General features: G+C 50.3%; 4 protein-coding genes and 1 pseudogene. All 5 read right to left on the reverse strand.

Annotated elements, in window-relative coordinates; genetic code table 11:
• Window positions 1–526 (reverse strand): RNA-guided endonuclease TnpB family protein (locus IEW48_RS17810; RefSeq protein ID WP_188624660.1); only part of this gene is annotated, 526 nt, incomplete at its 3' end.
• A gap of 57 nt (window positions 527–583) precedes the next feature.
• Window positions 584–817, reverse strand: a pseudogene (locus tag IEW48_RS17815) (M24 family metallopeptidase); the annotation flags it as partial.
• Window positions 818–1055: 238 nt separating this feature from the next.
• Entirely contained in the window at window positions 1056–2300 is a 1245-nt protein-coding gene (locus IEW48_RS16195; RefSeq protein WP_188624658.1) for a glutamate-5-semialdehyde dehydrogenase, read from the reverse strand.
• Window positions 2297–3421 (reverse strand): glutamate 5-kinase, encoded by a 1125-nt coding sequence (gene proB, locus IEW48_RS16200; RefSeq protein WP_188624659.1) that lies wholly within the window; start codon window positions 3419–3421, stop codon window positions 2297–2299. The genes IEW48_RS16195 and proB overlap by 4 nt, the downstream gene beginning before the upstream one ends.
• A gap of 146 nt (window positions 3422–3567) precedes the next feature.
• Window positions 3568–3735 (reverse strand): hypothetical protein, encoded by a 168-nt coding sequence (locus tag IEW48_RS16205; protein ID WP_188624661.1) that lies wholly within the window; start codon window positions 3733–3735, stop codon window positions 3568–3570.
• Between the last annotated feature and the right edge of the window lie 223 nt (window positions 3736–3958).

Consider the following 3958-nt stretch of genomic DNA (forward strand, 5'->3'; position numbering starts at 1 on the left):
TGTCACAGGCAGGCAACGGTTGAATCTCTGTTTCCACCAGCACCGACACAAAGTATTTGCCCGATGGATTTTTCCGAATGGTGGCGGAAAGGATACGCCCTTCCACTTCACGGGACTTGGCCAATTTGACCCAACCCAGTTTGGGCAGACGAATCCGGTTGCCTGCAATGGCAATGGAGCCGTTGTTGTTTTTAGAGGTATAGGATTGTACCGGGTTTTTACGGCTTTTAAAACGGGGATAGCCTTTTTTCTCCCGGAAGAACCGTTTGAATGCGTCATCCAAGTGTCGCAACGCTGTTTGCAAGGCTGTGGCATCCGGTTCTTTCAGCCACTCTCGTTCTTTCTTGAGTTGAGTTAGCAACGCTGAACAGGCATGATATCCAAGTGTTTTCCTTTCCGTCTCGTAGACTTCTTTCCGTCTGGCAAGGAAGTGATTAAACACAAAACGGCAACAGCCAAACGTCTTATGGATCAGGGTCTGTTGTTTTTGGTTAGGATACAGGCGAAAGCGATAGGCTTTCTGCATGGCTTCCNGCCGCGCCTGTTTAGACACTGGCGGAACAATGACAGTGGCACCGGTGTCAGCAAAATAACCGTCTAGTTGAGCAGACACATCAATGTTGACCTTGTCGCCGGGCTGTAAAACCCGGGTACCGGGAATGCCATGGGCCACCTCTTCGTTGACACTAATACATGTTGCCCCAGGAAAATTGTACTGTTCCCGGGGAGCTGATCGAGCACCATGCTGTTTAAGCACCTGGTCACCGATGGCATCCAGCTCAGCTGTGCTGATCCCCGGCCGGACATGACTCAACATTTCCTGTAAAGCAGACGCCACGACCCGGCCCACTTTGAGCAGCGCCTGCAGTTCCTGCTCAGTTTCAATGGTCAATGAACCTCTCTCCTTCAGCAGTCCAATTTCAACGTGCCTCTCTTTTAAAAAGCTTGCCTTTACTAATATATGCTGGCTCTTTTTTCCGTGACATTGGGGGCCGGCCTTAGGATAACGGCACCATCAGGCTGGCGAGATAAGGCACACTTGACTTGAGCGTCACTTACCTGATTTGCCCCTGTCCCCGGATCACATATTTAGATGATGTTAAAGCTGGTAATCCCATCGGACCCCGGGCGTGAAGCTTCTGGGTACTGATGCCGATTTCTGCTCCAAAACCGAATTCAAACCCATCGGTAAAACGAGTGGAGGCATTGTGATAGAGGGCAGCCGCATCCACTTGTTGGAAAAATTTAGCCACGTTTTCTTCTGTTGCGCTAATGATCGCTTCGGAGTGTTTCGTTCCATAGCGGTTGATATGCTCAATCGCCTGTTCAACATCAGCAACCACTTTCATGGCTAATATTAAATCGAGATATTCTTCGTGCCAATCCTGCTCCGTTGCGGGCACCAAACCGGGAACGAGGGCCCGTGCTTTGTCATCCGCTCTGATCTCAACCTGCTTCTCTTTAAGAGCAGTCACTAAGTCTTGTAAATGTGCCTTGGCCCAACTTTCGTGGACCAGCACGGTTTCCACTGCATTACAGACCGACGGCCGCTGGGTTTTGCCGTTGAGCACCAGAGCGATGGCCATTTGGGGATCAGCTGTTTCATCGATATACATGTGACAGTTGCCCACACCCGTTTCTATTACAGGAACAGACGCCTGTTCAATCACCGATTGAATCAGCTGTGCCCCGCCGCGGGGAATCAGCACATCCAGGTAGCCGTTGAGACGGAACATCTGGTTGGCGGTCTGGCGGCTGGTGTCTTCAAGCAGCTGAACAGCATCAGCAGGGCAGTCACTTTTTTCTAAGGCTTGTTGAATCACATGGACCAACGCTTTGTTGGAGTGGATGGCCGATGAGCTGCCTCTCAACAGGACAGCATTGCCTGTTTTTAAGCAAAGGGCCGCTGCATCGACAGTCACATTGGGTCTGGCTTCATAAATCATGCCGATCACGCCCAGCGGCACCCGGACCTGTTCGATTTTTAAGCCATTAGGCCTCTCCCAGGAGTTGATCACTTCCCCCACCGGGTCAGGCAGTTCAGCCACTTGCCGGATACCTTCAGCCATTTCCTCTATGCGCTGCCGGGTCAATTGCAAACGGTCCAACAGGGCCCTGCTCAAACCGCTTGCTTGGCCGGCAGCAATGTCTTTCTCATTTTCCTCTAGTATTAAGTCTGCCGACGCTATTAACTGCTCAGCCATGAGGATAAGGGCCTGATTTTTTTGCTCCGCCGTTAAGGCAGCCAGCCGGGGAGCCACAGATTTTAACATTTTTGCTTTTTCCATCAGCTCATTCATCTTCGGACACGCTCCTTCTCTAAACTTACCCAATTATCCCGATGAATCACTTCCTCCATCATCCGCTGTGTGGTTTGCATCGCCTCTGCGCTTGATTTCCCCTTAATTTGTTGCAATTCAACGGAGGAATAATTAACTAAGCCTTTGCCAATCCGTTCACCCTTATGATTCAGCACCTCCACCACATCTCCCGCCTGGAAGGTACCATTGACCTGTGTGACGCCGGCTGGCAACAAGCTTTTGCCCCGCTCCAGAAGGGCGGCTGCCGCTCCCTGATCCACCGTAATGGTCCCTTTGACCGCCGAATGAAAGGCAATCCACTGCTGCCGGTTTTTCAAACCGCCGCGGGAGGAGGCGCCGATATACGTGCCATTTCCTTTCCCTTCAATAATGTCCAATAATTTGTCCTCTCCCTGTCCTGTTCCGATAAACACCTGAACGCCCATCGATAATGCCGTTTTGGCCGCTTCTATTTTGGAGCGCATTCCCCCCGTGCCCAGCTTGGAACCCGGTTGCCCCGCTTTAGCCAATAGTTCTTCAGTGATCTCAGGCAAGAAAGTATACTTTTTAGCCTTATCACTCCGCCGGGGATCGGCGTCATACAAACCGTCAATATCCGTTAAGATGATTAAGAGATCGGCATGCACCAGGCCACTGACCAAAGCGGAAAGCATGTCATTGTCCCCAAACGTCAGTTCATCCACGGCTACGGAGTCATTCTCATTGATAATCGGCAAGGCACCCCGGGCCAAAAGCTCGGTCAATGTGGCGCAGGCATTATTGTACCGGTCCCGGGCCGAAAAATCATAGCGGGTCAACAGGAGCTGGGCCGTCACAATGCCATGTCTGGCAAAAGCACGGGTATAACCCTGCATAAGAACCCCTTGGCCCACGGCCGCTGCTGCTTGTTTGCCCTGGATGGTAACCGGCCTGGCTGGATAGCCGAGCAAAGTAAAACCGGCAGCCACCGCCCCAGAGGAAATTAAGACCACTTCATAACCGGCCTGTTTCAATCTGGCAAGGGCATTGACATGTTCATTCAGTTTTTGCTCGCATAATCCCCCCCTGGTGTTGGCCAACAAGCTGCTTCCAATTTTAACCACAATCCGTCCGTTTCCCATTGCTCATCCCTCTTTAACTTCGTCTCTTAGCAAAAAGATCCTTCTGTCCATCAAAGGACGGAAGGATCCGCGGTAGGACTTCACCGCCACATGAGCACGTCATGCCATGAATTTTTAATTTATTATCCTTTTAATTGATGCATTTGTCAATCCCTTAAACGGTCTACATCCAGCTTGGTTACCCGGGTGTAATTGCCTGTGGCAATGTCCTCAAAAGAAGCGTCCTCTTCCAATTCATCCATTTCCATGCTGGGGGCAATAGTCGGCTCTTCCTCTTCAGGCCTTAACTTTTGCCGTTTGCCTTTTTTGTCCACGGTATCACACCTCCTGTCCTTGTCATAGTCACCAAGAAGACACATGCCTATCCGTTATTGTGCCCCTGTCCCTCTTCATTTTTCCTTCATCAATTCGATGATGTATAAAAGTTTGTGTAAAGCATTTTGCTAGAACAAAAGAAAAAAGGTAGGGTATTCTCTGATAGGATCAAAAATCTTAGAGAAAGGAGTACCCTACCTATGTCTAAAAGAAGTATACCGA

Origin of the sequence: Caldalkalibacillus thermarum, from assembly GCF_014644735.1 — a bacterium.
GTDB lineage: Bacteria > Bacillota > Bacilli > Caldalkalibacillales > Caldalkalibacillaceae > Caldalkalibacillus > Caldalkalibacillus thermarum.

What these genes read in the sequence shown, in the direction of transcription:
- proB (WP_188624659.1), bottom strand. Translation starts at nt 3,421, where the DNA reads ATGGGAAACGGACGGATTGTGGTTAAAATTGGAAGCAGCTTGTTGGCC.
- IEW48_RS16195 (WP_188624658.1), bottom strand. Translation starts at nt 2,300, where the DNA reads ATGAATGAGCTGATGGAAAAAGCAAAAATGTTAAAATCTGTGGCTCCC.